The sequence below is a fragment of the Mesorhizobium sp. P3_A10 genome (assembly GCF_056403175.1).
Genome location: NZ_JBFUFZ010000005.1, coordinates 413,811 through 438,971, shown reverse-complemented (window position 1 = coordinate 438,971; position 25,161 = coordinate 413,811). Strand labels below are relative to the sequence as shown.

Sequence of the window (25,161 nt, the reverse complement as noted above, 5' to 3'; positions counted from 1 at the left end):
AACAGGGAGTTCCAAAGCCGGGAAAACGGTGCTTATATGCGCCCTTCGCGAGCCTGCTAGAGGGGCTTGGCAGAACATCAGGGAGTGCTCAATGAAAAAGAAACTGACTTTTGCAGCCGCGTTGCTGGCTGCAAGCGTCCTCGGCGGCGTGGCCAGCGCAAAGACGCTGGTCTACTGTTCGGAGGCATCGCCGGCCAATTTCGATCCGGGTACCACGACTGGCGGCAATGATTTCGATGCCTCGTCGCGTACCGTCTATTCGCGGCTGGTCGAATTCAAGCATGGCGGCACCGAGGTCGAGCCCGGCCTCGCCGACAAGTGGGAAATCTCGGACGATGGCCTGGTCTACACCTTCCACCTGCATCCGGGCGTGAAGTTCCAGACCACCGATTATTTCAAGCCGACGCGCGACCTCAATGCCGACGACGTCGTCTTCTCCTTCGATCGCCAGTTCAACAAGGAAAATCCCTGGAACGGCGACAAGTATCTGCCGAACCTGACCTGGGACTACTACACCGGCATGGACATGCCGAAATATGTCGCCAAGTGGGAAAAGGTCGATGACCTGACCGTCAAGCTGACGCTGACCGAGCCGAATGCGCCGATGCTCGCCAATCTCGGCATGGACTTCGCCTCGATCGTTTCGAAGGAATATGCCGACCAGCTTCAGAAGGACGGCAAGATGGCCGACTTCTCGACCAAACCGATCGGCACCGGCCCGTTCCAGTTCGTCGACTACCAGCTGGATTCGGTTATCCGCTATGCGGCTCACCCGGACTACTTCAAGGGCAAGGAAAAGATCGACGATCTCGTCTTCGCCATCACGCCTGACGCGACTGCCCGTATCCAGAAGGTGCTGGCTGGCGAATGCGACATCGCTCCGTATCCGAATCCTGCCGACATCGGCACGATCAAGGCCAACGCCGACGTGACCCTGATGGATCAGGCCGGCCTGAACATCGGCTATATGAGCTACAACACGACCATCCCGCCGCTCGACAAGCCTGAAGTGCGCCACGCGCTCAACCAGGCGATCGATCGGGAATCGCTGATCAAGTCGCTGTTCCAGGATGCCGGCGCAACGCCGGCTGAAAACCTGATCCCGCCGACCATGTGGTCGTGGGACAAGGACGTGAAGTCCGACAGCTACGATCCGGAAGCTGCCAAGAAGGTGCTGGCTGCTGCCGGTCTCACGGAAATCCAGCTTTGGGCTTCCGATCGCGTCCGTCCTTACAACCCGAACTTCCAGCGTGCCGCCGAACTGATCCAGGCCGACTGGGCCAAGGTCGGCGTCAAGGCTGAGATCGTCAACTACGAGTGGACCAAGTACCGCTCGGAGGGCAAGAAGAAGGATCGTCCAGGCGCCTTCCAGATCGGCTGGACCGGCGACAATGGCGATCCGGACAACTTCTTCGCCACGCTGTTCGCCTGCTCGGCCATCGGCGTGTCGAACTACTCGAGCTGGTGCGACAAGGACTTCGAGGACCTGATCCAGAAGGCCAAGAAGACCAGCGACCAGGCTGAACGCACCAAGCTTTACGAACAGGCCCAGGTGGTCTTCCAGAAGCAGGCCCCGGCCTTCCTTCTGGCACATAGCCAAGTCTACTCGGTCGTGCGCAAGAATGTCAGCGGCTACATGATGGATCCGCTCGGCATTCACCGCTTCGACGGCGTCGACAAAGCCGAATAAGACATTAGAGTGGGGCGGCGCGATAAAGCGCCGCCCCCTTCATCATGATCAAATATATCCTCAACAGAATAGCGCTTTTGATTCCGACGCTGATCGGCATCACCATCTGTGCTTTTGCTTTCGTCAGGCTGCTGCCCGGCGATCCCATCCTTGCCATGGCCGGCGAGCATGGCGTGTCGGCCGAGCGTTACGCCGAGCTCAAGGAACAGTTCGGCTACAATTTGCCGATCTGGCAGCAATACGCACGCTATGTCGGCGAGGTCCTGACAGGCGATTTCGGCGTTGCGATCTCCTCCAAGCGCCCGGTTCTCGAAGAGTTCAAGACCCTGTTTCCGGCAACGCTGGAACTCTCGTTCTTCGCCATGATTTTTGCCATGGCGCTGGGCATTCCGGCCGGCATATTCGCGGCGGTCAAGCGCGGCTCCTGGTTCGATCAGTCGCTGATGGGCACCGCACTCGTCGGCTATTCCATGCCGATCTTCTGGTGGGGTCTGCTGCTGATCATCTTTTTCTCCGGCTACCTCGGTTGGACGCCGGTTTCGGGCCGCATCGGCCTGCAGTACTTCTTCAAGCCGATCACCGGCTTCATGACCATCGACACCTTGCTCTACGGCAAATGGGACGCGTTCCGCTCGGCATTGAGCCATCTGGTGCTGCCGACAATTGCGCTCGGCACCATCCCGCTGGCGGTGATCGCTCGCCAGACGCGCTCGGCCATGCTTGAGGTGTTGGGCGAGGACTATGTGCGGACCGCCCGTGCCAAGGGGCTGTCGTCGTCCCGCGTCATCGGCGTGCACGCGCTGCGCAATGCATTGATTCCGGTGGTCACCACCATCGGCCTGCAGGTCAGCACGCTGCTCGCCGGCGCCATCCTCACCGAAACCATCTTTGCCTGGCCGGGCATCGGCAAGTGGATGGTCGACTCCATCGGCAAGCGCGACTATGTGGTGGTGCAATCAGGCTTGCTCTTGATCGCCCTTATCGTCATGGCCGTGAACCTGATCGTCGACGTGCTCTATGCCGTCATCAACCCGCGCATACGGGCATCATGATGAGCCAGTCAACCGAAACCGCCCCGATGGCCGCCGGCAATCCGGATAGGCTGACCGGCTTCAGGACCTTCTGGCACTATTTCTCGGTGAACCGCGGCGCCGTCATCGGCCTGTTCGTCTTCATCCTGCTGGTGGTGGCCGCGATCCTTGCGCCGGTGCTGGCGCCCTATGCGCCCGACGTCCAGGACAAGACCGCGTTTCTGCGGCCGCCGGCATGGGAGACCGGTGGCAGCAGCCAGTATCTGCTCGGCACCGACGCCGTCGGCCGCGACATACTTTCCCGCCTGCTCTATGGCGCGCGCTTCTCGCTGCTGATCGGCGCCGTCGTCGTTACGCTTGCCCTGGTCGGCGGCATCACGCTCGGCCTGCTCGCCGGTTATTTCCGCGGCTGGGTCGACGTGGCGATCATGCGCGTCATGGATCTGATCCTGGCCTTTCCGTCGCTGCTGCTGGCACTGGTGCTGGTGACCATCCTGGGGCCCGGCCTGTTCAACGCCATGCTGGCGATCGCGCTGGTGCTGCAGCCGCATTTCGCCCGCCTGGTGCGCGCCGCGGTGATGGCCGAAAAGAACCGCGAATATGTGGTCGCCGCCAAGGTTGCCGGCGCCGGCCACATTAGGCTGATGCTGCGCACCATCCTGCCCAATTGCCTCGCGCCGCTGATCGTCCAGGGCACGCTGTCCTTCTCCAACGCAATCCTCGAGGCGGCTGCGCTCGGCTTCCTCGGCCTTGGCGCCCAGCCGCCGACGCCGGAGTGGGGAACCATGCTTGCCACGGCGCGCGAATTCATCTTGCGCGCCTGGTGGGTGGTGACCTTCCCCGGCCTCGCCATCCTCATCACCGTGCTCGCCATCAATCTGATCGGCGACGGCCTGCGCGACGCACTCGATCCCAAGCTGAGGAGGTCGTGATGGCGCTGCTCGACATCCAGAACCTCGTCGTCGAATTCCAGACCGCGTCCGGCCCGTTCCGTGCGGTCGACGGTGTCTCGCTCCATGTCGAAGAGCGCGAGGTGCTCGCCATTGTCGGCGAATCCGGCTCCGGCAAGTCGGTGTCGATGCTGGCGGTGATGGGCCTGTTGCCGTGGACCGCAACGGTCACCGCCGACAAGATGAGCTTCAATGGCCGCGACCTCCTGAAGCTGAGTCCGGCCGAGCGGCGCAAGATCGTCGGCAAAGACATGTCGATGATCTTCCAGGAGCCGATGGCCAGCCTCAATCCCTGCTTCACGGTTGGCTTCCAGATTGAGGAAGTGCTGCGCTTCCATATGGGCATGGACAAGGCCCAGCGCCGCGAGCGCGCCATCGAGCTTTTGACGCAGGTCGGCATTGCTGAGCCGGCGGAACGGTTGAACTCCTTCCCGCACCAGATGTCGGGTGGCCAGTGCCAGCGCGTCATGATCGCCATCGCCATCGCCTGCAATCCGAAGCTTTTGATCGCCGACGAGCCGACCACCGCGCTCGACGTCACCATCCAGAAGCAGATCCTCGACCTGCTGGTCTCGCTGCAGGCCAAATACGGCATGGGCCTGATCATGATCACCCACAATATGGGCGTCGTCGCCGAGACCGCCGACCGCGTCATCGTTCAGTACAAGGGCCGCAAGATGGAAGAGGCCGACGTGCTGTCGCTGTTCGAGTCGCCAAAGAGCAACTACACGCGTGCGCTCCTGTCGGCGCTGCCGGATAACGCTGTCGGCGACCGTCTGCCGACTGTCTCAGATATGCTGTTCGAACCGGCCGCCGGAGTCGCCTGATGAGCATCAAGGTCGTCGAAGGCAAGGACATCAAGCGCGATTATCACGTCGGTGGCGGCCTGTTTCGCGGCGCGCGCACCGTGCATGCGGTCAAGGGCGTTTCGTTCAGCGTCGACAAGGGCAAGACGCTGGCCATCGTCGGCGAGAGCGGTTGCGGCAAGTCCACGCTGGCGCGCATCATCACGTTGATCGATCCGGCAACGTCGGGCGAGCTGTTCATCGACGGCAACAAGGTCGATATCGCCAGGAACGGCCTGACCAAGGAGATGCGCCGCAAGGTGCAGATCGTCTTCCAGAATCCATACGGGTCGCTTAATCCGCGCCAGAAGATCGGCGATGTGCTCGGCGAACCACTGCTCATCAACACCGACAAGCCGGCCGAAGAGCGGCGCGACCTGGCCATGAAGATGCTGAAGAAAGTCGGCCTCGGAACCGAGCACTACAATCGCTACCCGCATATGTTCTCGGGCGGTCAGCGCCAGCGCATCGCCATTGCCCGCGCGCTGATGCTCAATCCGAGCCTGCTGGTGCTGGACGAGCCGGTCTCGGCACTCGATCTGTCGGTGCAGGCGCAGGTGCTCAACCTGCTCGCCGACCTGCAGGACGAGTTCAAGCTGACCTATGTCTTCATCAGCCACGACCTGTCCGTGGTGCGCTACATCGCCGACGACGTGATGGTGATGTATTTCGGCGAGGCGGTCGAATACGGCCCGCGCGACGAGGTCTTTTCGGACCCCAAGCACCCCTATACGAAGACGCTGTTCGCCGCCACACCGCGCGCCGACGTTGCCTCGATCAAGGCAAGGCTGGCGAAGAAGAAGGCCGCCTGATCCTGACTATCGCGACAGTACAGTCAAACTGAAGCGTTCGGCGCCAGCGTCTTTACGAGCAGGACATTGGCGTGGCCGCGCGGAAAGTCCTCGAGCTGCGTCAGCCGCTGAAATCCATGCTTCTCGTAGAAGTCTGGCGCCTGGAAGGTGAAGGACGCAAGATGGATGACATGGCATCCGCGCCGACGCGCCTCCTGTTCAGCGGCTGCAAGGAGGCGCGAGCCAAGGCCTTTGCCGCGCTCGCTGTCGGCAATCCATAGCGTCTTGATTTCGCAGACGCCGGCCCAACTGTGCCCGTGGAGACCGGCATAGATCGTTCCGTCGTCCCTCTTCAGGAAGATCGACAAATAGCGGCCGTCATCGACGCCGGTCGCGACGACGTTGAAACGATAGAGGCCATCCTCGAGCGCGACGATGTCTTCTGGCGTGGGTTCACTGAGCACAATTAGAGACGTCGCACCGTCGGTGCTCGGATCGGAGTCGCCGGGATCAACCATTTCAAGACAATTTGGCAATGATGGCGCGCAGCGCTTCGCCGAAACGCCTGATCTCGTCCACGGTGTTGTAGTGCACCAGCGAGGCGCGGATGGCGCCGCTGTCCATCGACAGGTTGAGACGCTTCATCAGTCGCGGCGCGTACATGTGGCCGTCGCGGATGCCGATCTGCATTTCGGCCATCTCCTCGACGATCTTTTGCGGCGACAGCGTGCCGATGTTGAAGCAGAAGGTCGGCACCCGCTCGTTGATGCGGGCCTCATCAGCGACGCCGTAGATGGTGGCATTGCAACTCTTGAGCACGGCCAGCATCTCGCGCGCCAGCACCAGTTCGTAATCGCGGATGGCGCCCATGCCGGCGACGATGTTGTCGCGGCGCGAGCGGTTGTTGGAAGGCGCAAGATTGCGGCCGATCAGCTCCAGATACTGCACGGCGGCATCCATGCCGGAGACGTTTTCGTAGATGAAGGTGCCGGCCTCGACCTTGTAGGGCGGCTCGTCGGGGATGAAGTCCTCGCGGAAGGTCGGCAGCCGCTTCAGCGTCTCGAAGCGACCCCACAGGAAGCCCATATGCGGCGAGAAATTCTTGTAGCCGGAGCAGACGAGGTAGTCGCAATCCCAGGCCTGTACGTCGATCAGCCCGTGCGGCCCGTAATGCACGCAGTCGAGGAACACTTCGGCGCCGGCCGCGTGTGCAATCTTCGCCACGGAAGCGACATCGACGATCGAGCCGATCGAATGCGCCGTCACTGTGCAGGCGACGAGCCTTGTGCGGTCCGAGACCAGAGGCTTGAGATCGTCGACATGCAGATTGCCGTCCTCGCGCATGCGCCACCATTTGAACTTGGCGCCGGCGGACTCCAGCGCCAGCCATGTCGCGATGTTGGCGTCGTGGTCCATATCGGTGATGACGATCTCGTCGCGCTCTCCATCTGTGTCCTTGGCAAGCATCTGGCCGATGCCGAGACTGACCAGGCGGATGAACGAGGTGGCGTTCATGCCGAAGCAGATTTCCGAGGGGCTATAGGCGTTGATCAGCAGCGCTACGCTTGTCCTGGCATCGGCGACCGACTGGTCGACGGTGACGCTGCGGCCATAGCGCCCGCCGCGCTGCACATTGTGCGCCACCAGATGGTTGGTCACCGCGTCGAGCACGCTTTGCGGGATCTGCGCGCCGGCGGCGTTGTCCAGGAAGATGAAGTCGCCGGCCCGCTGCAAGGCGGGAAACATGGCGCGGATGGTTTCGACGGGGAACGCGCCGGCGGTGTCGCTCGCATTGTCGGTCTGGTGCTTGTTCAAGGTCGTCTCCTGCGCAGTGCTTTGCAGATGGAAATTGTTGGCGAGGTCAGCGCGTCTTTTCGGTTTTGAAGCGGCGTTCAAGCAGGCTGACGAGGCGGACCATCGGCCAGAGGAAGATGAGATAGACCAATGCCGCGCCGATCAGCGGCGAGGGATTGGCATAAAGCGACTGGGCGTTGGTCGCTTCCTTCAACAGTTCCGGCAGCGCCACGGTGGAGGCCAGCGAGGTGTCCTTGAACATCGAAACGCAGTTGCTGGTCATTGGCGGAATGACGACGCGCACCGCCTGCGGCAGCACCACCTTGCGCAAGGTCAGCAGGAACGGCAGGCCGAGCGCCTGTGCCGCTTCGAACTGGCCGCTCGGGATGCTTTCGATGCCGGAGCGGAACACTTCGCTCGAATAGGCCGACATGATGATGGCAAACGCCGTCACCGCCGAGGCCCAGGACGACAGGCGTATGCCGAGGAAGGGCAGCGCGTAATAGATCAGGATCAGCACGACCAGCACCGGCAGCGCGCGAAAGATGTCGGTGTAGCCGATCGCCAGCCAGCGCAGCGGCTTTGGCGCATAAAGCCGCAGCAGGCTGATCGCCAGGCCGACGGGGATGCCGATGCCGATGCTGAGCAGTCCGAGCAGCAGCGTGTTCAGGAAGCCGCGCAGCAGCGCCGGCAGGCTGGACATGATGACATCGGGATTGAAGAAGGTGTCGATCAGCGACATGGGAGCATTCCCGAAACGGTTGGCGTCCCGCGACGCTAAAGCATGATCCCGGAAAACCGAAATCGGTTTCCGGGGAGGGTCAGGCGCGAAAATCGAAGGACGCCGTCAGATCGTGCCGACATGGCGGTCGGCACGATCTTGGCAAAAACTGCGGCTCAGCCCTTCGGCAACGGCAGTTCCTTGACGGTCGACGAATCGGCCGGTGCATCGCTGCCGAACCACTTCTTGTGGATCGCGGCGATCGTGCCGTCCTTCTTCATCGCGGTCAGCGCGTCGTTCAGCTTGCCGAGCAGCGGGTGGTCCTTGGTCATCATCAGGCCGTACTGTTCGCCGGTCTTGATGCGCTCCTTGACGGTGAGGTCCTTCATCTTGGTGAAGGAGTATTCCATGCCCGGAATGTCGCTGACGGCGGCGTCGACGCGGCCGGCGCTGAGATCGAGCAGCAGGTTCTGCTGCGTGTCATAGCCCTTCACATCGCTGAACCCGTCGGCCGCCTGGTGCTCCTTGACCCAGGTTTCGCCGGTCGAGCCGGACAGCACGCCGATGATCTTGCCCTTGAGGTCGGCCTCGGCCTTGATCGCGCTGTCGGTCTTGGTGGCGATGCCCATGTCGGAATCATAATAGGGCTGGGTGAACGACTGGGACTTCAGCCGCTCCGGTGTGATGGTGATCGACGAGATGGCGACGTCGATGCGCTTCGAGGTGGTGGCGGCGAACAGCGCCTGGAATCCGAGGTCGGCGATCTCCGTGGTCATGCCGACGCGCTTGGCCGCTTCGTTGACGATGTCGACCTCGAAACCCTCGAAGGTGCCGCTCTCGTTCTTGTATTCGAAGGGCGGATTGGTCGGATAGGCGCCGACATTGAGCACGTCGGCGGCATAGGCGGCGGCCGGGCCGGCAACGATGCCGATCGTGGCAGCGAGAAGAAGCAGGTTACGACGAGTGAAGCTCATTTTTGTTCCCTCTGGTTGTTGATCGGGCGGGTTTGCTCCCGCACGGTTTTTTGCCGCCCCACCTCCTGCAGGGCGTCAATTCATGGCAGCGGTCATGCGGTCGAGCGCAGTCGCTATCTGGTCGCGGTCGCGGCAGACACACATCCGCAGGAAGGCCGTGGCCGAACTTCCAAACAGATGGCCGGGCGCCAGCCCGACGCGTGCCGTCTCCAGGATCTTGGCGCAGGCGCGACGCGCGTCGGCTTCGCCTTCCAGGGCAAAGAACGCATACATGCCGCCGCGCGGCTTTGACGGCAGCACGATATCAGGAATCTCGGCCAGCTTGTCATAGGCGAGGTCGAGGCCGGTCTTGATCCGTTGCCTGATCTCCTCGACCAGCGGTTCGCCCTGGCGGATCGCAGCCACGGCGCCGGCCTGGATCGGCGCGGCCGTGCCGCTGTTGATATACTGGCTCATGGCGCCGAGCTGGTCGGCGACGCCGGAGGGGTGCGTCAGCCAGCCGACGCGCCAGCCGGTCATTGCCCAGGCTTTCGAAAAACTGTTGACCGACAGCACCCGGTCGCCATCCTCGGCGATCTGCAGCACGGACGGTGCCACCACGCCATCGAAATAGAGCCGGCCATAGACCTCGTCGGAGATGATCCAGATGCCGGTGCGCCGGCTGAAATCGAGCAGCGCCTGCATCTCCTCGCGCGACGCGGTCCAGCCGGTCGGGTTGGACGGCGTCGACAGGAAGATCGCCCGTGTGCGCGCATCGCAGGTCGCGAACAGCCGGTCGAGATCGAGCTTCCAGTCACCGTTGAAATCGAGCGAAAACGGCCGCGGCTCGCCACCGATCAAATGGATGGCGTTGTGGATGTTGGGCCATTGCGGCGCGACATAGACGACGTTGGTGCCGGTATCGACCAGCAGTTCCAGCGCCAGGTACAAAGCCTGCATGCCGCCCGGCGTCACCGTGGTGCGGGCGATCGGGATCGGCCTGCCGTGGATGCGCGTCTGGTACTCCGACAACGCTTCATTCAACGGGCCGTGGCCGCGCATGTTAGGAACGTAGAAGGTCAGGCCTTCATCGAGCGCCGCCTTGGCCGCGTCGCGGATGAAGGCCGGCGTCACCATGTCGCCTTCGCCGTACCAGAGCGCGATCACGTCGCCCAGTTCACGGGCACGCACGGCAAGGTTGGCGATGTTTTCGGTGTGCAGATCGCGGATTTGGGCGCGCACGCCATCGAAAGCGTAACGCGCGCTGGCCAGAGACGATGACTGGGGCAGCATGAACGACAAGGACTGAACCTCGCACCCTGAACGCCTCGACAGGACCGCCGGCAAGCCCGTCCGGCACGGCAGTCAGATCGATATTGAATGCTTATCCAAAGCGGCGGACATTTCAAGACAAAAGTTTTAAGCTTAAAAAGTTTTCCGCTAAGCCAGCTCGTCGCGTGCCGCGGCATAATTTGCGGCAGCGCCGGCGCCGAGAAACATCGTATCGCTGGCCAGGATGAAGAAGCTGGCGCCGAAGGCTGCCCATTGGCCGACAGGCTGCGGGCTGGCGCAAAATATGCCGGCGGCCTTGTCGTGCGCGATCGTGACGCCGATGATGGTCCGGATCGCCGCATTGAGCTTGTCGGCGCCTTTCGGGCCGATTGCATTGATCGACACCGAGAGATCTCCTGGGCCGACGAAGATCACGTCGATGCCGTCGACGGCGGCAATTTCCTCGATATTGGCAAGCCCTTCTGCGGTCTCGACCTGCACCGCAACGACGGTCCTGGCGTTGGCGGCAGCGAGATACTCCGGGATGCGGTAGCCATAGCCGGCGGCCCGGCCGGGCCCGACGCCTCGCTCGCCCTCGGGCGGATAGCGCGAGGCCTTGACCGCCGCCTGTGCCTGGGCGGCCGTCGAGATGCGCGGGATGAGCACGCCTCGCGCGCCGCTGTCGAGTGCGGCGGCGATCGCTTCCGGCTGGTGGCCGGGGACGCGCACCAAGGCGGGCACTCGATGGCTATCGGCCGCCCGCACCATGTTTTCGATCGTGTCCCTGGATATCTGCGCATGCTCCCAGTCGATGCAGAGGAAATCGAGCCCGGACAGCGCCATCACTTCCACCGCAACGGCGTGCGGTATGGCGGCGAATGAGCCGATGAGGTTTTGGTTGCCGATGCATTTCTGGCGGAATTCGCTCATGCCGATCCCCTTTTTCGTCCTGTCCAAATTCATAGCCGCAAACCAGGGCCGGGCGAAGCTATTTCAGGCTTGAAATATTTTCGCGGAACCGTAGCCTGCCCTCTTCCGCAGCGAGTTTTCAGACATGATCAAAGCCCATCCCCTGCACGGCCCGAACAGGTTGAAACTCGGCGTCTTTTCGACCAATGCCGATGGCGGGCTTGCCATTACCGATGTGCCGGAGCGCTGGACGGCAAGCTGGCAGGACAATCTGACGGCAGCCCAGATCGCCGACCGCGCCGGGCTGGAGTTCATCCTGCCGATTGCGCGCTGGCGCGGTTTTGGCGGCCGCAACAAGGTGCGCGAATGGTCGTTCGAGACTTTTACCTGGGCCGCCGCCCTCAGCATGGCGACCGAGCAGATCGGCCTGTTCATGACCGTGCATGTGCCGCTCGTCCACCCGCTTTACGCCGCCAAGGCGCTGGCAACGGTCGATCACATCAGCCAGGGCCGCGCCGGCCTCAACATCGTCTGCGGCTGGAACCCGAAGGAATTCGGCATGTTCGGCACGCCTTTGGTCGAGAAAGGCTACGACCAGGCGGCCGAATGGATCGAAATCCTGGAGAGACTTTACGCCTCGAGCGAGCCGCTCGACTATGAAGGCACCTATTATCGCCTGAAAGAGGCGGTGAGCCGTCCGGCCAGTCTGCAGGCTCCACGCCCGGTGACCATGAACGCCGCCTTCGGCGGACCCGGCCGGGATTTCGCCGCCGCCAAATGCGACTACCTGTTCACCACCTTTTCCGAAATGGCTGACGCCGGCAAGCACGTCGCCGACATCCACGAACGCGCCGACAAGCAAGGGCGCAGCGTCGGCGTCTATACGGTGGCGCATGTCGTCTGCCGGGAAACCATGGAAGAGGCGCAGGCCTATTACACCCGCTATGCGGTCGATATGGCCGACCACGACGCGGTCGATGCCCATATGGCTGGCAAGAAGGAATTCTCGCAGTCGCACGACCCGCATGCTTATGACCGCTACCGCCAGCGTTTTGCCGGCGGCGCCGGCACTTACCCTTTGATTGGAACGCCGGAAACGATCGCTGCTGACATGGTCGCCATCGCCGAGCATGGCTACCAGGGCATTGCATTGTCCTTCGTCAACTACACGCAAGAACTGCCCTATTTCTGCGACCGCGTGCTGCCCCTTCTGGAACAGGCGGGCCTTCGCGGGTAACTCTCACTCAGGGATGACTGCGGTCGCCTGAATCTCGACCTTGGCGCGGTCCTCCACCAGCGCCATCACCTGCATGGCTGCCATCGCCGGGAAATGCCGTCCGATCACCTCGCGATAGGCCTCGCCAATGCCCTTCAGGTTGGCCAGATATTCGGCCTTGTCGGTAAAATACCAGGTCATCGAGGTGATGTGTTTTGGCTCGGCACCGGCCTCGGCCAGCACGGCGACGATGTTTTCTAGTGTCTGCCGCACCTGACCGGCGAAATCGTCGGTCTCAAACTGGCATTGCCCGTTCCAGCCGACCTGCCCGCCGACGAAGACCAGCCGGCCGCGCGCGGCGACGCCGTTGGCGTAGCCGACAGGTTTCGCCCAGCCTTCCGGCTGCAGGATGGTGTGCATTTCAAGCCTCCCGATACTCAATCTGCTTCTCAAATGTCCGGTTCGAAAACGGTCTCGTCTAAATCTTCTGAGCTGCCTTCAGGCCGCGCCCATCACTTGCCGCGCAATCACCACCTTCTGCACGTCCGACGCCCCCTCGTAGATGCGCAGCGCCCGGATCTCGCGATACAGGCTTTCGACGATATGACCTTTGCGGACGCCGTCGCCGCCATGCAGTTGCACGGCCTTGTCGATCACCTCTTGCGCGCGGTCTGTCGCGTATAGTTTCGCCATGGCCGCCTCGCGCGTCACCCGCGAGGCCCCCATGTCCTTGGTCCAGGCAGCGCGATAAACCAGCAAGGCGGCGGCATCGACATCGAGCGCCATATCGGCGATATGGCCCTGCACCATCTGCAACTCGGCCATCGGCGCGCCGAACAGTTCGCGCTCGGCCACTCTCTTGATGCTTTCATCCAGTGCGCGGCGGGCAAATCCGAGGGCGGCGGCGCCCACCGTCGAGCGGAACACGTCGAGCACCGACATGGCGATGCGAAAGCCGTCGCCCGGCCTGCCGATCAGGGCTGAGGCTGGAACGCGAACCTTGTCGAAGGACAGGCGCGCCAGTGGATGCGGCGCGATCACCTCGATGCGCTCGGCGATGCTCAGTCCCTTGCTGTCGGCCGGCACGATGAACGCCGAAAGCCCTTTGGCGCCGGGCGCTTCGCCGGTGCGGGCGAAAACGATATAGAGATCGGCGATGCCGCCATTGGAAATCCAGGTCTTTTCGCCGGACAGAACGTAGTTGTCGCCGTCGCGGACAGCAGTCATCTCCATATTGGCGACATCCGAACCCGAGCGTGGTTCCGACAAGGCAAAGGCGGAAATCGCCTTGCCGGCGCGGGTTTTCGCCAGCCATTGCTGCTGTTCGGCAGAGCCGAACAGGCTGAGCGCGCCAGTGCCCAGCCCTTGCATGGCGAAGGCGAAATCGGCCAGCCCGTCATGCCGGGCCAGCGTCTCGCGGGTGATGCACAGCGCACGTACGTCGAGCGGCCCAGGATTGTCCGTGTCTACGGCCGTCGGCCTCAGCCAGCCGTCTCGGCCCAGCTTCGCCACCAGCTCGCGACAGGCGGCGTCGACATCATGGTGATCGACGGGGAGGTTTTTCGCGCACCAGGCGTCCAGCCGCTCGGCCAGATCGCGATGGCGGTCCTCGAAGAACGGCCAGCTGAGGAAACTCTTGTCGGCCATCAATTCCCCTCGAACACCGGTTTTCCCTTGGCCACAAAAGCCTTGTAGGCGCGCTCGAAATCGCGCGTCTGCATGCAGATCGCTTGTGCCTGCGCTTCCGCTTCGATTGCCTGGTCGAGCCCCATCGACCATTCCTGGTTCAACTGCGTCTTGGTGATGCCGTGCGCGAAGGTCGGGCCGGAAACGATGCGCGCCGCCATGTCGAGCGCGTCGGCTTCGAGTGCCGCGGCGTCGACCAGCCGGTTGTAGAACCCCCAGCGCTCGCCCTCCGCCGCGCTCATCGTGCGGCCGGTGTAGAGCAGTTCGGCGGCGCGGCCCTGGCCGATGATGCGCGGCAGGATCGCGCAAGCGCCCATATCGCAGCCGGCAAGGCCGACGCGGGTGAACAGGAACGCGGTCTTGGCTTCCGGCGTGGCGATGCGGATGTCGGACGCCATGGCGATGATGGCGCCGGCGCCGACCGCCACACCGTCGACCGCCGCAATGATCGGCTTGCCGCAGTTCAGCATCGCCTTGACGAAATCGCCGGTCATGCGGGTGAAGGCGAGCAGTTGCTTCATGTCCATCTTGATCAGCGGGCCGATAATGTCGTGCACATCGCCGCCGGAGCAGAAATTTCCGCCATTGGACAGGAACACCACGGCGTCAACATCGTCGGCATAGACAAGGTCGCGAAAAGTGTCGCGCAGTTCGGCATAACTCTCGAAGGTCAGCGGGTTCTTGCGTTCCGGCCGGTCGAGCCGGACCTTTGCGATCTTGCCTTCGACCTGCCAGAGGAAATGTTTTGGCTTGCGGCCGGCCATCTCGGTCATTCCCTGCCCTCCCAATTGCTGCGGAACGAGGTCAGCATGCCGGTCAGCCGGCGTGCTTCATCCTCGCTGACAGTGCCCAGCAGCTCGGCGATCCATGTCTCATGCGCGGCGGCGATGATGGCGAAAGCTGAGGAGCCTTCCTCGGTCAGGCGCACCATCGAGGTGCGGCGGTCGCCGTTGCGGCGCGCGCGGGCCACCAGCCCTTCCGACACCAGACGGTCGACGATGCCGGTGACATTGCCGTTGGACACCAGAAGGAAGCGCGACAGATCGCTCATCAGCATGCCTTCCGGCACCCGGTAGAGCGCCGCCATCACGTCGAAGCGCGGCAGCGTCGTGTTGAACTCCTGGCGCAGCCGCTCGCGCAGCTCGGCCTCGATGGTGCGCGACGCTCGCAGCAGACGTATCCACAGGCGCAGCCGGTCCTTGCCGGGTCCGGACGGTGCGGGCAGGGGTCCGGCTACCATGTCTCGCCTCCTGAAATCGAGATTGTCTGTCCGGTGATCGAGCGGGCGGCATCGCCGCACAGCCAAAGCACCGCGGCGGCGACTTCCTCCGGCTGGATGAAGCGTCCCTGCGGATTTGTCGAAGACAGGCTCGTGCGCGCGTCCTCGGCCGAGCGGCCAGTTTTGTCGACGATGCGCTGGATGGATGCTTCCAGCATGTCGGTCTCGACGAAACCCGGGCATACCGCATTGACGGTGACGCCTGATTTGGCGGTTTCGGCGGCGAGTGCCCGCATCAGGCCGACGACGCCATGCTTGGCGGCAACGTAAGCCGCGACATACGGGTAGCCTTTGAGGCCGGCCGTCGATGCGACGAAGACGATGCGGCCTGTCTTGCGCGCGGCCATGCCGGCCAGCGCCGGCTTCATCGTCAGGAACGCCCCGGTGAGGTTGACGTCGAGCGTCCGCTGCCAGTCGCTGAGCGCGGTTCTGTGCGCCGGTGCGCTGCCGGACATGCCGGCATTGGCGACGACGATATCGAACGGTCCGCGCGCCGCTTCCGCCTGGCTGTAGAGCGACGCCATCGAGGCCTCGTCGGTGACATCGGCGGCGATGCCGAAAATACGGCTGCTTTCCTTGGCCACCTTGGCGAGTTCCGCCTCGCGCCGGCCGCAAATGGTCACGTCGATGCCGGCGCCGGCGAGCGTCAGCGCGATCGCCCGGCCAACGCCGGAGCCACCGCCGGTGACCAGCGCGTGCTTTCCAGCGATGGTTGCGCCGCCACTCATACTTTCAGCCCCGCAGCCGCGTCGCGTTCCGCCAACCGGTAGATCTGGTCGCGGCCCGGCAGATAGGGATCCGGCCATTTGACGTCGCGATCGCCAAGCGTCACCGCCGCATGCAGCGTCCAGTAGGGATCGGCGAGATGCGGCCGTGCCAGTGCCACCAGGTCGGCGCGACCGGCCATCAGGATCGAGTTGACATGGTCCGGCTCATAGATGTTGCCGACCGCCATCGTCGCCATGCCGACCTCGTTGCGGATGCGGTCGGAAAACGGCGTCTGGAACATGCGGCCATAGACAGGCTTTGCCAGCGCCGATGTCTGGCCGGCCGAGACGTCGCAAATGTCGACGCCTGCCTCATGCAGCAGCCGTGCGATCTCGACCGCGTCGGCCGGGGTCACGCCTTCGATGCCGACCCAATCATTGGCGGAAATGCGCATCGAGATCGGCTTTGCCGCCGGCCATGCGGCGCGCACCGCGCGAAACACTTCGAGTGGATAGCGCATGCGGTTTTCCAGCGAGCCGCCATATTCGTCGGTGCGCCGGTTGGTGATCGGCGTGATGAAGGAGGACAAGAGATAGCCATGCGCGGCATGGATCTCCAGCATGTCGAAGCCGCAGCGCTCAGCCATCTCGGCGGAAGCCACGAACTGCTCGCGCACGCGGTCCATGTCGGCGCGGTCCATCGCCTTCGGCACCTGGTTCTCAGGCGACCAGGCGACAGCCGAAGCCGCCATCACCGGCCAGTTGCCCGACGGCAGCGGCACGTCGGTGCCTTGCCAGCCGAGCCGGGTCGAGCCCTTGGCGCCGGAATGGCCGATCTGGGCGCAGATCTTTGCTTCCGTCTCGCTATGGACGAAATCGACCAGCCGCTTCCACGCCACTTCGTGCTCAGGCGTGTAGAATCCGGGGCAGCCGGGCGTGATGCGGCCTTCGGGGCTGACGCAGGTCATCTCGATATAGAGCAGGCCGGCGCCGCCCTTGGCGCGTTCGGCATAATGGACGAAATGCCAGTCGGTCGGACAGCCGTCGACGGCCTTGTACTGCGCCATCGGCGAGACGACGATGCGGTTGTTGAGCGTCATGTCGCGCAGCTTGAACGGCGCGAACATCGGCGCACGGCGCAAGCTGTTGCCGCCGGCGCCGGCCTGGCGCTGGAACCATTCTTCGGCGCCAGCCAGCCATTCGGCATCGCGCAGCCGCAAATTCTCGTGGCTGATGCGCTGCGAGCGCGTCAGCAGCGAATAGTTGAACTGCACCGGATCGAGGCCGAGATAGCGCTCGACCTCCTCGAACCATTCGAGCGAATTGCGCGCCGCCGACTGCAGCTTCAGCACCTCGGTGCGGCGCGCATCCTCATATTTGCGAAACGCCGCCTCGAGGTCGGGCTCCGACTCGACATAGTCGGCCAGCGCCACAGCACTTTCCAGCGCCAGCTTGGTGCCTGAGCCGATCGAGAAATGCGCCGATGCCGCCGCATCGCCCATCAATGCCAGATTCTGATAAGACCAGCGCTCGCACAGCACGCGCGGGAAATTGATCCAGGCCGAACCTCTGATGTGGTTGGCGTTGGTCATCAGTGCGTGGCCGCCAAGGTGTTTGGCGAAGATCCGCTCGCAGACGGCGATCGATTCCTGCTGCGACATCGAACCGAAGCCAAAACCTTGCCACGTCTGCTCACTGCATTCGACGATGAAGGTCGCGGTGTCGCTGTCGAACTGGTAGGCGTGCGCCCACACCCAGCCATGCTCGGTCTTCTCGAAGATGAAGGTGAAGGCGTCGTCGAATTTCTGCTCTGTGCCGAGCCAGACGAACTTGCATTTGCGGGTGTCGATGTCGGGCTTGAACACGTCGACGAAGGTGTTGCGCGCCCTTGAGTTCAGCCCGTCGGCTGCGACGACCAGATCGTATGTCGCCATATAAGGTTTGGGATCGGCGATATCGGTCTCGAAGGCGAGCTTGACGCCGAGTTCGCGCGCCCGCCTTTGCAGCAGGACCAACAGCCGCTTGCGGCCGATGCCGCAGAAACCATGGCCGGTCGAAACCGTGCGCACGCCGTCATGGATGACGGCGATGTCATCCCAATAGGCAAAGTGCTTCTTGATCCAGACGGCGCTGACCGGATCGTTGCGGGTCAGATTGTCGAGCGTCTCGGCCGACAGCACGACACCCCAGCCGAATGTGTCGTCGGCGCGGTTGCGCTCGAACACCGTCACCTCGTGCGCGGCGTCCCTGAGTTTCATCGAGATGGCAAAGTAGAGGCCGGCTGGTCCACCGCCGAGAACCGCAACCTTCATGCCTGCGATCTCCTCTTCGCTTCCGGGTCGCCGGCAAGGGCGATCGACTGCCAGTATTGCGCTCGAGGCAAATTATTTCAAGCTTAAAGTTTCATATTGAGACGATTTGCGTCAGGGGCTTATGGCGCGCTTGCAGATGATTTCATGCCGGCGGCTTTGCGGCGGGATGGATGTCCAGCCAGCCGGCATCGATTTCGGGAAGCGGAATGGCTGATATCAGGTCGCGCGTGTAGGCCTGCTGCGGCTTGTCGAACAAAGCGTCCGTCGCGCTGGCCTCGACGATCACGCCTTCGCGCATGACGATCACTTGCTTGCACAGCCGCCGGATCACCGAGAGGTCATGGCTGATGAAGGCGACGGTCAGGCCCATCTCGGCTGCGAGCTTTTCCAAGAGCGTCAGGATCTGCGCCTGGGTCGAGACGTCGAGGCCGGAGACGATCTCGTCGGCCAGCACGAATTTCGGCGACAGCGCCAGCGCACGGGCAATGCCGACACGCTGGCGCTGGCCGCCCGACAGTTCGTGGCGGTAGCGGCCGGCAAAACTCTGCGGCAGGCCGACGCGCTGCAGCGCCTCGGCGACGCGGGTCTTCAGATTGTCGCCAAGGCCATTCTGCTTGAGCGGTGCCGCGATGATGCTGGCAATGGTGCGGCGCGGATTGAGCGACGACATCGGATCCTGAAAAATCATCTGCAGATTGCGGCGCAGCGGCCTGAGCTCCGCCTCCGGCAGATGGGTGATATCGCGGCCATCGAAGCTGATTGAGCCGGCGCTCGGTTCCAGCAGGCGCACGAGAGCGCGGCCGAGCGTCGATTTGCCCGATCCGGATTCGCCGACGATGCCGGTCACCGATCCCTTTGCCAGGTCGAAATCCAGGCCCTTCAGGATCTCGGCCAGCGGCGCGCGGCCGATCAGCGGCTTGCGCGTCATGTCGGGCAGGGCGACCTTCAGCCCGCGCACGGAAAACAGCGGCTCAGCCATGCGGTCGCCTCCACGCCTGGTCGGCAGCGGTAATTTCCGTGGCGAGCCCCGCCAGCACGGCATCGTCCACCGGCTTCAGCGACGCGAACGGGTCGGTGTAGCGCGGTGTCGCCGCCATCAGCGCCCGCGTGTAGGGATGCGCAGGGGCGGCGAAGAGGGCGGCCGTCTCGGCCTCCTCCACCACCTTGCCGGCATAGAGCACCGAGACTTTCTGGCTGATCTTGGCGACGACGCCGAGATCATGGGTAACGAACAGGATTGCGGTGCCATGCTCGCGCTGCAATTGCGCGATCAGCCGCAGGATCTGCTTCTGTACGGTGACGTCAAGCGCCGTCGTCGGCTCGTCGGCGACGATCAGCCGGGGCTCGGCGGCAAAGGCAGCGGCAATAAGCACGCGCTGGCGCATGCCGCCGGACAGTTCGTGCGGATAGCATTTCAGCACGCGGTCGGGGTCGCGGATTTGCACCTCGTCCAGCAATTGGCGGATGCGTTGATCGGCCTTCTCGCCGCTCCAGCCGAGGATGCGAACCAGCCGGTCGGTCATCTGCGGGCCGATGCGGCGCGACGGGTTGAGCGCGGTCAGCGGGTCCTGCGGAATCAGGGCCGTGCGGGCGCCGATCAGCGTGCGCCGCGCCTTGGCTTGAAGCCGGCTAAGGTCTTCGCCTTCGAGCAGCATATCGCCTTCGACGATGCGCACGCTTGGCGGCAGCACGCCGAGCACCGCCTTGCCGATCATAGTCTTGCCGGCGCCGCTTTCGCCGACCAGCGCGCGCACTTCGCCGGGTTGAACGGCAAGCGACACCGAGCGCAGCACACGCTGGCCGTTCGGCAGCACGGCGCTCAGGTCCCGGATGTCGAGGCAAGCCGCGCTCATCGCAGCACCGGATCGAAACGCGCCTTCAGCCCCTCGCCGAACTGGCTGAACGACAGCACGGTCAGGATCAGCGTGATCAGCGGACACACCAGCACCCACCAGGCCTGATGGATCGACAGCCGGCCCTCGGCGATGATGCCGCCCCAGGTCGGATCGTCGGTCGAGATCGACAGATTGACGAAGGACAGGATCGCCTCGACGATGACGGCGATGCCCATTTCCAGCGACAAGAGGGCCACGATCGACGGCACCACATTGGGCAGCACTTCGCGCAGCATGATGCCGATGCGGCCATAGCCGGCGATGCGGGCGTTCTCGACATAGTCCATGCGCGACTGGCCCATCGTTTCGGCGCGGATTACCCGGCAAAAACGCGTCCAGTCGATGACGGCGATGGCGATTATGACGGAGCTGAGGCCCGTGCCGAGCACCGCAACCAGCAGGATGGCGAACAGCACCGGCGGAAACGCCATCCAGACATCGACGATGCGCGAGATGATGCGGTCGGCCCAGCCGCCGAAATAGCCGGCGACCAGACCCAGCGTCGAGCCGACCAGGCACGCGGCGATGGCCGCCGCGAAGGCGACGATGAAGGCGATGCGGCCGCCGAAGATCAGCCGGGACAGCAGGTCGCGGCCGAGGCTGTCGGTGCCGAGCCAATAGCCGGGTTCGGCGCCGCTCATCCAGAATGGCGGCAGGCGCTCGAGCATCAGATCCTGTGCCAGCGGGTCCTGCGGCGCGATCAAGGGCGCGAAGATCGCGGCCAGCAGCGCCAGCAGCAGCCAGCCGCCGGCCAGCCACAGCTTTGCGCCCGAGCCATGTCTTGAGATGCGGCCGTCATCCATGGCGCAGCCTCGGATTGAGCAGCGCATACATCATGTCGACGGCCAGGTTGATCAGCACGAACAGCAGCGCAAAGACCAGCACGATGCCCTGGATCAGCGGCAGGTCGCGGTTGATCACGGCATCGATCGCCATGTTGCCGAGGCCTTCATAGGAAAACAGCCGCTCGACGATGACCGTGCCGCCAATGAGGAAGGTGAATTGCACGCCGACCAGAGTGAGCGTCGGCAGGGCGGCATTCTTCAGCGCCTCGCGCAGGATGACCTGCGTTTCCGAAAACCCCTTGACCCGCGCCAGCACGACATAGTCGAGATCGAGCACTTCCTTCAGCGACTGTTTCAGCAGCTGCGCGATGATCGCCGCCAGCGGCAGCGCCAGCGCAATCGCCGGCATCAGCATATGCGCCAGAAGATCTTTGGTCAGGTCGAAGCGCAGCCGCACGACGCTCTCGAACAGATAGAACTGGGTGACGAAGGGCAGGTCGAGCTGCGGCGACACCCGGCCGGAAATGTCGAACACCGGCACCAGCACGCCGAACAACAGGATCAGCACCAGGCCCCACAGGAAATCAGGAATGGAAAGTGCCGCGCCGCTGGCGATGTCGATGCCGGCTTCGACGGCGGTGCCGCGTTCGCGGGCGCCAAGGATCGCCGTCGTGCCGCCGATCGCTACCGCCATGATGAGCGCGACGATGGCGAGTTCCAGGGTCGCCGGCAGCCGGTTGAAGACCAGCCCCAGAACGTCTTGTCGCAGCGAAATCGAGGTGCCGAAATCGCCCCTGACGACGCCGGAGAGCCAGATGAAGAACTGTTGCACGATGGTCTTGTCGAGCCCGTACAGCGCGCGCAATCGGTCGATGTCCTCCTGGGTTGCGCCTGGTGGCAGCATCATGGCGATCGGGTCGCCGGGCGCGACGCGAATGACGACGAAGACCACGACGGCCACGCCGAACAGCGTGATCGCCATCGTCAGAAGACGGATCAGAAATCTTTGCAGAAGCATGGTCGCCTGTAAGCCTGGCGGAAAGGGGCGCGCCACCGGTTGCGGTGGCGCGCACTCAGTCTATGCCGATGTCAGGCCGGGGTCATCAGGGCCGGCAACAGCGCGCCGGACACATGCTGCACGACATTGACGCCCTTGGCATGCACGATCGGCTGCGCATACTGGATCAGCGGCAGCACATAGGCCTGCTCGGCAATGTACTTGTCGACGGCCTTCCAGCCGGCGATGCGCTTGGCCTCGTCCTTCTCGCCCCACAGCGGGTTGATCATGTCGATCAGGTCCTGGCTGTCCCACACCGAATGCGGGCTTGGGCCGTACATGGCAAAGCCGGTCGACGTCGTCGGGTCGCCGATGGCATTGCCCCAATTGTAGAAGGCGGCCGGCGCCAGCTTGTCGGCAGCGCGCAACTCGTAGTGCTTGGCGATCTCGTAGACCTCGATCGTCGCCTCGATGCCGACCTTGCGCCACATGCCGACGATGGCCTGGATCATCTCATAGTCCTTAGGCTTGAAGCCCTTGGTCGTCTGTATGGTGAACTTGACCGGCTTCTCCGGCGAAAAACCGGAGGCGGCCAACAATTCCTTGGCCTTTTCCGGATTGTGCTCGACCTTGATCGATGGATCGAACGCCGTGTATTCCGGCGTTTCCAGCGTGTCGATGGGCTGTCCGTAGCCGTGCAGCAGGCGCTCGACCAGCAGCTTCTTATCGACAGCCATCACCGCCGCCTGGCGGACGTTCTTGTCCAGCATCGCCTCGATGTCGTTGAAGAAGATCATGCCGATGTCGGACACGTTCTTGCACGAGCCGGCAAGTCCGTCCTTGGCGATCAGGCGGTCATACTCCTCATAGGGAATTTCAAGCGTCACTTGCGAGGAGCCGGACTCCACTTCGGCGACACGGCTCGCCGCATCGGTGACGAATTTGATCGTCACATTCTCGAAGGCCGGCTTGCCGCCCCAATAGTTCGGATTGGCCTTCAGCCGCAGGAAGGCGTTGCGCTCGAATTTCTCGACCATATAGGGGCCGGTGCCGATCGGAGCCTTTTCGAAACCCTCGGCGCCGACCTTTTCGTAATAGGCCTTCGGCATGATGTAGCCGGTCAGGAACGACATCCATTTGAAATAGGTCGGGTCGAACTGCGCCACGTCGCCAGTGATCTTGTTGCCGTCGATCTTGAAGTTGGTGACGTTCTTCCACACGAACTGGATCGGGTTGCCGGTCTTTTCGTCGCCCGCCCGCTGCAGCGACCAGACCACGTCCTCGGCGGTGAATGGCGAGCCGTCATGCCAGGTGACGCCTTCGCGCACCGTCATCGTGATCTTGGTGCGGTCGTCGTTCCAGTCCCATTCGGTGAGCAGGCCGGGCGCGAAGGAAAGGTCCGGCTTCTGCGGGATGAACTGATCGAACACCGACTGGTAGAGACCCTGGATGGTCGGGTTGACCGCCGAAGGTCCGGTGGTCGGATCCCAGGACGGCAGGTTGACGTTGTAGGCGATGGTCAGTTCGCCCGCTGCCTTGGCGATCTGAGGCAGGCCGATGGCGGCCGCACCAAGCGCTGCGGCACTGTATCCGAGCAATTCACGTCTGTTGATTGTCATGGTCGTTCCCCTGTTTGGTTTTCTTTGCGCGGCGTCTCTGTCTAATCAGTGGGTTCAGGCTCCTTGGGCAACCGCGCCTTGCCTCTCCTTCACCCCGGAAGAAATCGTGATGCTACCTCCCACCAAGCTGTTGCGCGAGCATGAAGCCCGAGGCTGCACCGGTGCCGGCGCCCGGCCACGTGGCAGCACCCGTGAGATGCAGATTGCCGACGGGCGTGTTCCAGCCGGCAAAGCCGCGTGCCGGGCGAAACAGAAAATTCTGCGCCAGGTGATGGCTGCCGCAGATTTGGTCGCCGCCGACGAGATTGGGGTTTTCGTGCTCGAGGTCGAGGGGCGAGAACACCGCACGGCCAAGGATCTTCTGGCGAAGACCGGGCGCGTAGCGTTCGATGATGTCGAGGACGCGCTCGGCGTAGGCGTCCTTGACCTTGTCCCAATGATCCGGCGCGATTGTGCCGGTTGCGTCGCCCCAGATTTCGGCGGGCAGCATGCGCACCTGCACCCACAGAACATGCTTGCCCTCAGGCGCACGCGACGGATCGATCGCTGTGGGTTGGCCGACGACCAGCACTGGCTCGTCGGGCAGCAGGCCTGCCATCGCCTGCTGGTAGGTGCGCGACATGGCGTCGAGCGACGGCGACAGATGCACATAGGCGAATTGCCGGAGCTCGGCGCCGGCGCGCCAGTCCGGCAAATCGTCCAGCGCCAGGTGGATCATCATCGTGCCCGGCGCGTGGCGGAACTTTTTCATCGCCGTGTCGAAGCCGGCATTACCGGAACCGTTGGGCAGCAGTTTGCCGGCGAGCGCACCAGGAGCGACGCCGGCGATGACCGCTTTGGTCGCAGTATGCGTCTCGCCGGAAGCGAGCCGCACGCCGGTCGCCTTGCCGGCGGCAACCGTGATTTCGGTCACTTCAGCCCCGGTGACGATCTTGCCGCCCGCTGATGTGATCATGCCAGAAAGGGCGCGGATGATGGTATCGGCGCCGCCCTTGCCGATCACCATGCCGAACGACTGGTTTGCCATCGATTCCAGATAGGGGAACACCGCACCCCCGGCGATGTCGGGGGCGAAATCGAGATGCATGCCCCAGGTGGCAAGCGTCGCCCTGACATGGGCGGACTCGAAGTTTTCCTGAAGCCACGCGCGGGGTGACGACAGCAGCAGCCGGCCAGTATCGAGCGCGCCGGAAAATCCTTTTTTGCGCCACAGGTTCCACGCGGTGCCGGCGAGCGCCCGGCCGCTCATCGGCGAACCCAGCAGTCGGAACAGATGCTCGGCCTCGCCAGGGAAAGCCGCGACCAGTCGGCGCCAGTTTGCAGCGTCGGCGGCCGAGAAGGCGGCCATGCGCGCAGCGGTCTTTTCCAGGTCGTTGCTGACCCCGAACCAGCGCCCGTCGGCGAAGGCACTGGCGAAGCAATCCGCAACCGGTGCGAATTCCAGTCCGTGGGTTTTCAATTCATTTGCATATTTCCGGTGAAAGGCGGAGCCGGCGAACAGGCTTAGATTCATCGCCCCGAAATCGTGGCGGAAGCCGGGAAGCGTATATTCCCGGGTCTGGACGGCGCCGCCAATTGCTGCACTGCGCTCAAAAATCCCGGTTTTCCAACCCTTGAGCGCCAGATGCGCGGCGCATGCCAGACTGTTGTGGCCTGCCCCGACGAATATGGCGTCAAACTCGCTCACGCCCACCCAACCCATTTCCTTT

General features: G+C 63.4%; 24 protein-coding genes. 6 read left to right on the top strand and 18 right to left on the bottom strand.

Annotated elements, in window-relative coordinates; translation table 11 throughout:
• Positions 1-91: 91 nt before the first annotated feature.
• From AC1DXU_RS21440 to AC1DXU_RS21420, 5 genes are read left to right on the top strand one after another with little or no spacing between them, the layout of a single operon-like run.
• Positions 92-1,690: an ABC transporter substrate-binding protein gene (locus AC1DXU_RS21440; protein ID WP_477311494.1), complete on the top strand. Its 1,599-nt coding sequence runs from the start codon at positions 92-94 to the stop codon at positions 1,688-1,690.
• A 44-nt stretch (positions 1,691-1,734) separates the two neighbouring features.
• Entirely contained in the window at positions 1,735-2,742 is a 1,008-nt protein-coding gene (locus AC1DXU_RS21435; protein ID WP_477311495.1) for an ABC transporter permease subunit, read from the top strand.
• Positions 2,743-2,768: 26 nt separating this feature from the next.
• The gene (locus tag AC1DXU_RS21430) at positions 2,769-3,653 is read left to right on the top strand and encodes an ABC transporter permease subunit (RefSeq protein ID WP_477311900.1); all 885 of its coding nucleotides are present in this window, start codon (positions 2,769-2,771) and stop codon (positions 3,651-3,653) included.
• Entirely contained in the window at positions 3,653-4,498 is an 846-nt protein-coding gene (locus tag AC1DXU_RS21425) for an ABC transporter ATP-binding protein (protein ID WP_477311496.1), read from the top strand. Before AC1DXU_RS21430 ends, AC1DXU_RS21425 begins: the two co-directional genes overlap by 1 nt.
• Complete coding sequence (locus AC1DXU_RS21420) at positions 4,498-5,328, top strand: dipeptide ABC transporter ATP-binding protein (protein ID WP_477372200.1); 831 nt, start codon at positions 4,498-4,500, stop codon at positions 5,326-5,328. Before AC1DXU_RS21425 ends, AC1DXU_RS21420 begins: the two co-directional genes overlap by 1 nt.
• Before the next feature lie 23 nt (positions 5,329-5,351).
• Here AC1DXU_RS21420 and AC1DXU_RS21415 read toward each other — a convergent pair whose 3' ends face one another.
• From AC1DXU_RS21415 to AC1DXU_RS21390, 6 genes are all read right to left on the bottom strand, one after another.
• Positions 5,352-5,771, bottom strand: a complete 420-nt coding sequence (locus tag AC1DXU_RS21415) for a GNAT family N-acetyltransferase (RefSeq protein ID WP_477372198.1) — start codon at positions 5,769-5,771, stop codon at positions 5,352-5,354.
• A 55-nt stretch (positions 5,772-5,826) separates the two neighbouring features.
• Positions 5,827-7,122: a cysteine desulfurase-like protein gene (locus tag AC1DXU_RS21410; RefSeq protein ID WP_477372196.1), complete on the bottom strand. Its 1,296-nt coding sequence runs from the start codon at positions 7,120-7,122 to the stop codon at positions 5,827-5,829.
• Between the two features lie 46 nt (positions 7,123-7,168).
• A complete protein-coding gene (locus tag AC1DXU_RS21405; RefSeq protein WP_477372194.1) occupies positions 7,169-7,843 on the bottom strand; it encodes an amino acid ABC transporter permease in 675 nt (224 codons plus the stop codon).
• 155 nt (positions 7,844-7,998) lie between these two features.
• Positions 7,999-8,796, bottom strand: coding sequence for an ABC transporter substrate-binding protein (locus AC1DXU_RS21400; protein WP_477311501.1), 798 nt, complete (start codon positions 8,794-8,796; stop codon positions 7,999-8,001).
• A 75-nt stretch (positions 8,797-8,871) separates the two neighbouring features.
• The gene (locus AC1DXU_RS21395) at positions 8,872-10,068 is read right to left on the bottom strand and encodes a pyridoxal phosphate-dependent aminotransferase (protein WP_477372266.1); all 1,197 of its coding nucleotides are present in this window, start codon (positions 10,066-10,068) and stop codon (positions 8,872-8,874) included.
• Between the two features lie 147 nt (positions 10,069-10,215).
• A complete protein-coding gene (locus tag AC1DXU_RS21390; RefSeq protein WP_477372192.1) occupies positions 10,216-10,977 on the bottom strand; it encodes an HpcH/HpaI aldolase family protein in 762 nt (253 codons plus the stop codon).
• Positions 10,978-11,101: 124 nt separating this feature from the next.
• Here AC1DXU_RS21390 and AC1DXU_RS21385 point away from each other — a divergent pair, with 124 nt between their 5' ends.
• Entirely contained in the window at positions 11,102-12,193 is a 1,092-nt protein-coding gene (locus AC1DXU_RS21385) for an LLM class flavin-dependent oxidoreductase (RefSeq protein ID WP_477372190.1), read from the top strand.
• A 3-nt stretch (positions 12,194-12,196) separates the two neighbouring features.
• Here the strand turns inward: AC1DXU_RS21385 and AC1DXU_RS21380 are convergent, their stop codons facing one another.
• The 12 genes from AC1DXU_RS21380 to AC1DXU_RS21325 all read right to left on the bottom strand — a co-directional run bounded on the left by AC1DXU_RS21380 (position 12,197) and on the right by AC1DXU_RS21325 (position 25,139).
• Positions 12,197-12,592, bottom strand: coding sequence for a RidA family protein (locus AC1DXU_RS21380; protein ID WP_477372188.1), 396 nt, complete (start codon positions 12,590-12,592; stop codon positions 12,197-12,199).
• Between the two features lie 78 nt (positions 12,593-12,670).
• Positions 12,671-13,819 (bottom strand): acyl-CoA dehydrogenase family protein, encoded by a 1,149-nt coding sequence (locus tag AC1DXU_RS21375; RefSeq protein WP_477372186.1) that lies wholly within the window; start codon positions 13,817-13,819, stop codon positions 12,671-12,673.
• Positions 13,819-14,631 (bottom strand): enoyl-CoA hydratase family protein, encoded by an 813-nt coding sequence (locus AC1DXU_RS21370; RefSeq protein WP_477372184.1) that lies wholly within the window; start codon positions 14,629-14,631, stop codon positions 13,819-13,821. The genes AC1DXU_RS21375 and AC1DXU_RS21370 overlap by 1 nt, the downstream gene beginning before the upstream one ends.
• Positions 14,628-15,098, bottom strand: coding sequence for a MarR family winged helix-turn-helix transcriptional regulator (locus tag AC1DXU_RS21365; RefSeq protein WP_477311507.1), 471 nt, complete (start codon positions 15,096-15,098; stop codon positions 14,628-14,630). The genes AC1DXU_RS21370 and AC1DXU_RS21365 overlap by 4 nt, the downstream gene beginning before the upstream one ends.
• Complete coding sequence (locus tag AC1DXU_RS21360) at positions 15,092-15,865, bottom strand: SDR family NAD(P)-dependent oxidoreductase (RefSeq protein ID WP_477372182.1); 774 nt, start codon at positions 15,863-15,865, stop codon at positions 15,092-15,094. The genes AC1DXU_RS21365 and AC1DXU_RS21360 overlap by 7 nt, the downstream gene beginning before the upstream one ends.
• On the bottom strand, positions 15,862-18,156 hold the full coding sequence (locus AC1DXU_RS21355; RefSeq protein ID WP_477372180.1) for a bifunctional salicylyl-CoA 5-hydroxylase/oxidoreductase: 2,295 nt from the start codon (positions 18,154-18,156) through the stop codon (positions 15,862-15,864). Before AC1DXU_RS21355 ends, AC1DXU_RS21360 begins: the two co-directional genes overlap by 4 nt.
• 142 nt (positions 18,157-18,298) lie before the next feature.
• Entirely contained in the window at positions 18,299-19,135 is an 837-nt protein-coding gene (locus AC1DXU_RS21350; RefSeq protein ID WP_477372178.1) for an ATP-binding cassette domain-containing protein, read from the bottom strand.
• Positions 19,128-20,009: an ABC transporter ATP-binding protein gene (locus AC1DXU_RS21345; RefSeq protein ID WP_477372176.1), complete on the bottom strand. Its 882-nt coding sequence runs from the start codon at positions 20,007-20,009 to the stop codon at positions 19,128-19,130. The genes AC1DXU_RS21350 and AC1DXU_RS21345 overlap by 8 nt, the downstream gene beginning before the upstream one ends.
• Complete coding sequence (locus AC1DXU_RS21340; RefSeq protein WP_477372174.1) at positions 20,006-20,854, bottom strand: ABC transporter permease; 849 nt, start codon at positions 20,852-20,854, stop codon at positions 20,006-20,008. The genes AC1DXU_RS21345 and AC1DXU_RS21340 overlap by 4 nt, the downstream gene beginning before the upstream one ends.
• Positions 20,847-21,854 (bottom strand): ABC transporter permease, encoded by a 1,008-nt coding sequence (locus tag AC1DXU_RS21335; protein ID WP_477372172.1) that lies wholly within the window; start codon positions 21,852-21,854, stop codon positions 20,847-20,849. The genes AC1DXU_RS21340 and AC1DXU_RS21335 overlap by 8 nt, the downstream gene beginning before the upstream one ends.
• A gap of 71 nt (positions 21,855-21,925) precedes the next feature.
• A complete protein-coding gene (locus AC1DXU_RS21330) occupies positions 21,926-23,452 on the bottom strand; it encodes an ABC transporter substrate-binding protein (protein ID WP_477372170.1) in 1,527 nt (508 codons plus the stop codon).
• Positions 23,453-23,564: 112 nt separating this feature from the next.
• A complete protein-coding gene (locus AC1DXU_RS21325; protein WP_477372169.1) occupies positions 23,565-25,139 on the bottom strand; it encodes a phytoene desaturase family protein in 1,575 nt (524 codons plus the stop codon).
• Positions 25,140-25,161: the final 22 nt, after the last annotated feature.

Bases quoted from the DNA above. Each gene is read 5' to 3' on its own strand.
- AC1DXU_RS21440 (WP_477311494.1), top strand. From the start codon at position 92: ATGAAAAAGAAACTGACTTTTGCAGCCGCGTTGCTGGCTGCAAGCGTC.
- AC1DXU_RS21435 (WP_477311495.1), top strand. From the start codon at position 1,735: ATGATCAAATATATCCTCAACAGAATAGCGCTTTTGATTCCGACGCTG.
- AC1DXU_RS21430 (WP_477311900.1), top strand. From the start codon at position 2,769: ATGGCCGCCGGCAATCCGGATAGGCTGACCGGCTTCAGGACCTTCTGG.
- AC1DXU_RS21425 (WP_477311496.1), top strand. From the start codon at position 3,653: ATGGCGCTGCTCGACATCCAGAACCTCGTCGTCGAATTCCAGACCGCG.
- AC1DXU_RS21420 (WP_477372200.1), top strand. From the start codon at position 4,498: ATGAGCATCAAGGTCGTCGAAGGCAAGGACATCAAGCGCGATTATCAC.
- AC1DXU_RS21405 (WP_477372194.1), bottom strand. From the start codon at position 7,843: ATGTCGCTGATCGACACCTTCTTCAATCCCGATGTCATCATGTCCAGC.
- AC1DXU_RS21400 (WP_477311501.1), bottom strand. From the start codon at position 8,796: ATGAGCTTCACTCGTCGTAACCTGCTTCTTCTCGCTGCCACGATCGGC.
- AC1DXU_RS21395 (WP_477372266.1), bottom strand. From the start codon at position 10,068: ATGCTGCCCCAGTCATCGTCTCTGGCCAGCGCGCGTTACGCTTTCGAT.
- AC1DXU_RS21390 (WP_477372192.1), bottom strand. From the start codon at position 10,977: ATGAGCGAATTCCGCCAGAAATGCATCGGCAACCAAAACCTCATCGGC.
- AC1DXU_RS21385 (WP_477372190.1), top strand. From the start codon at position 11,102: ATGATCAAAGCCCATCCCCTGCACGGCCCGAACAGGTTGAAACTCGGC.
- AC1DXU_RS21380 (WP_477372188.1), bottom strand. From the start codon at position 12,592: ATGCACACCATCCTGCAGCCGGAAGGCTGGGCGAAACCTGTCGGCTAC.
- AC1DXU_RS21375 (WP_477372186.1), bottom strand. From the start codon at position 13,819: ATGGCCGACAAGAGTTTCCTCAGCTGGCCGTTCTTCGAGGACCGCCAT.
- AC1DXU_RS21370 (WP_477372184.1), bottom strand. From the start codon at position 14,631: ATGACCGAGATGGCCGGCCGCAAGCCAAAACATTTCCTCTGGCAGGTC.
- AC1DXU_RS21365 (WP_477311507.1), bottom strand. From the start codon at position 15,098: ATGGTAGCCGGACCCCTGCCCGCACCGTCCGGACCCGGCAAGGACCGG.
- AC1DXU_RS21360 (WP_477372182.1), bottom strand. From the start codon at position 15,865: ATGAGTGGCGGCGCAACCATCGCTGGAAAGCACGCGCTGGTCACCGGC.
- AC1DXU_RS21355 (WP_477372180.1), bottom strand. From the start codon at position 18,156: ATGAAGGTTGCGGTTCTCGGCGGTGGACCAGCCGGCCTCTACTTTGCC.
- AC1DXU_RS21350 (WP_477372178.1), bottom strand. From the start codon at position 19,135: ATGGCTGAGCCGCTGTTTTCCGTGCGCGGGCTGAAGGTCGCCCTGCCC.
- AC1DXU_RS21345 (WP_477372176.1), bottom strand. From the start codon at position 20,009: ATGAGCGCGGCTTGCCTCGACATCCGGGACCTGAGCGCCGTGCTGCCG.
- AC1DXU_RS21340 (WP_477372174.1), bottom strand. From the start codon at position 20,854: ATGGATGACGGCCGCATCTCAAGACATGGCTCGGGCGCAAAGCTGTGG.
- AC1DXU_RS21335 (WP_477372172.1), bottom strand. From the start codon at position 21,854: ATGCTTCTGCAAAGATTTCTGATCCGTCTTCTGACGATGGCGATCACG.
- AC1DXU_RS21330 (WP_477372170.1), bottom strand. From the start codon at position 23,452: ATGACAATCAACAGACGTGAATTGCTCGGATACAGTGCCGCAGCGCTT.